The sequence below is a fragment of the Paenibacillus sp. 01T422 genome, assembly GCF_056398785.1.
The window spans coordinates 1-2,347 of the sequence record NZ_JBFTQB010000966.1 but is presented as its reverse complement, the minus strand read 5'-3'; the positions used below and the strand labels follow the sequence as shown (position 1 = coordinate 2,347).

3 protein-coding genes are annotated in these 2,347 nt (G+C 37.4%); 2 read left to right on the top strand and 1 reads right to left on the bottom strand.

Annotated features, from left to right (window positions below; translation table 11 throughout):
* Positions 1-153: 153 nt before the first annotated feature.
* Complete coding sequence (locus AC1DUA_RS34185; RefSeq protein WP_477503975.1) at positions 154-636, top strand: DUF2975 domain-containing protein; 483 nt, start codon at positions 154-156, stop codon at positions 634-636.
* 10 nt (positions 637-646) lie between these two features.
* On the top strand, positions 647-865 hold the full coding sequence (locus tag AC1DUA_RS34180) for a helix-turn-helix domain-containing protein (protein WP_477503976.1): 219 nt from the start codon (positions 647-649) through the stop codon (positions 863-865).
* Between the two features lie 134 nt (positions 866-999).
* Here AC1DUA_RS34180 and AC1DUA_RS34175 read toward each other — a convergent pair whose 3' ends face one another.
* Complete coding sequence (locus AC1DUA_RS34175) at positions 1,000-2,079, bottom strand: glycosyltransferase family 4 protein (RefSeq protein WP_477503974.1); 1,080 nt, start codon at positions 2,077-2,079, stop codon at positions 1,000-1,002.
* Between the last annotated feature and the right edge of the window lie 268 nt (positions 2,080-2,347).

Below are 2,347 nucleotides of genomic sequence, written 5' to 3'. Positions count from 1 at the left end.
GGATAATATTGAAGCAAATGTTAGGGCAGTAGATGCTTTAATGCGAAAACGAAAATAACAATATTAATATAAAACAAAACAACAATACTTTATTGATAAACGATAAATAATATGTTAAAGTCATTTTATCATTCATTCAGTGAGGTGCTTTTTATGAAACAAATTACAACATTGTTTTTAAAGCTAGCTGTTATTTTCTTAGGAATCCCTGTTCTTGCATTGTGCATATTTTTGGTACCCAAGATCGGGGATTTTGCTGTAGAATTGTATCCGGACCTTACTTATATGAAACCCCTCGTTCTAATCGATATGTACATGGCAGCGATACCCTTTTACTTCGCACTGTATCAGGCTTATAAACTTTTAAGCTATATTGATAAGAATCAAGCATTCTCGGAATTATCGGTAAAGGCATTAAAGAAAATAAAATACTGTGCCATCACGATTAGTAGCTTGTACCTGCTAGGTATGCCACTTTACTATCTTATGGCAAAAAAAATCGACCCTCCAAGTTTTATACCAATTGGATCGGTCATTATATTCTCCTCTTTGGTGATCGCCGTTTTTGCGGCTGTTCTCCAAAGACTTTTACAAGAAGCTATTCATATAAAATCAGAAAATGATTTAACGATCTGAGGTGAAGATCATAGCGATTATCATCAATGTTGATGTCATGTTGGCAAAAAGGAAAATGAGTGTAACAGAACTTTCGGAGCGAGTTGGCATTACGATGGCGAATCTGTCCATTCTGAAAAATGGGAAAGCAAAAGCGGTTCGCTTTTCAACATTAGAAGCGATATGTAAAGCTTTGAATTGTCAGCCTGGTGATATTTTGGAGTACAAAAACGACGAAGATACTCCATAAAAACAGACAACTACTTGGTCGTACAGGGCGAGAGGCTTTTATTCCTCCCGCCGAATATAAGAGACATGTCCTAATATCCGCCTATATGGTGGATTTTTTATTTTATCGAAACAAATATACGTACCCGCTAGGGTTTATCTGGATTCGCTTATATTGAGGTCTTGGAGCATCGCTAGAAAGCGGTTCGCATAGAGTTGAGGTGAGAATTGTCCACACACTTGCTTTATTGCTCTTGACCTTATTAATTCTCGGAGAGTGAGATTATACAAAAGGTCGAAGGCTTCCATTACTGCTCCCTTTAAATCTTGTTGAGCAAAAAGCTTCCCGGTCACATTATGGGTTACAAAGCTGCGAATACCGTCAGAATCCGAAGTTACAACCGGACACCGGCAACTCATTGCTTCGAGCACAGCATAACCGAAACCTTCCATAACCGAGGTTGAACAAAGGAAGCCGCCTGAATCACCAATCATGGAATAATAATCTGCCATTTGATGATGTGGTACATTAGAAAAACGTTCAATGCGCGAATTTAATTTAAGTTGGTTCACTCTGTCATTAAAGAATTCTTTTTCTGGAGATATTTTATCATCTTCAAAAAGCCAAATTCTAAAATCGGGAACAAATCCTCTAATAAGGTTGACGATGTCCAGAAACATCTGCCAGTTTTTGTTGGACTCAATACGACCAACCCACCCTATTATGGGAGAAGAAGGGAAATCCAGTGAACGGTACGAGAATTTCTCAGTATTCAGACAATTATCAAAGCAATAATGTCTTTTATCTGGATATATTTCACGGAACAAGGATTTTAGGTGTGTTGTATTAGGATATAGGACCGCAACAGCATTATGTTCAATGTATAGCTTGGCATCTAACAAAATGTTTCGTGCAGTCGAAAAGTTTCCTAACCCTTGAGCCTCATAGATGATCGGACCCCCATATCCAAGCACTCGCAAGCGCTCAAGCATCACATAATCGGAGGAAACAATAATGCAATCGTATTGTTCGCGTTGTAAGATGGTACGAATTTCATTATCTTCATTGGTCACGAAAATCGTATTACTATTATTTTGAAAATTCTGCAAACCACTACCTTCTATTAGATATAACAGTTGGCAGTTCACGCCATGAGGTTGAAGTGACTTGCAACGCTCACGATTGAGTGTTTCCATGCCGCCACTAGGCACGATGTATATAAACAGAATTTTCAAACGCCTCGCCTCATTTCGAATACGATAAATTAAAATATGCAATAGGGCGTATCTACGTATGTTCATTTGTCTATTGTGAATGTAAAAATATAACAATTATTATCGTTGTGCTAAGCTCTGTATCTGCAGAGCTTTTTTTGATTCCTATTTTTAATAGAATATTTCATATATTCACTAGTTTTGATAGGATCCTCCTCTTAGAAATCCACCAATTTGTGGAAAATAATGAGGTGAATCACTCATAGAAGTCCAAGCCATCTCTTTAAAT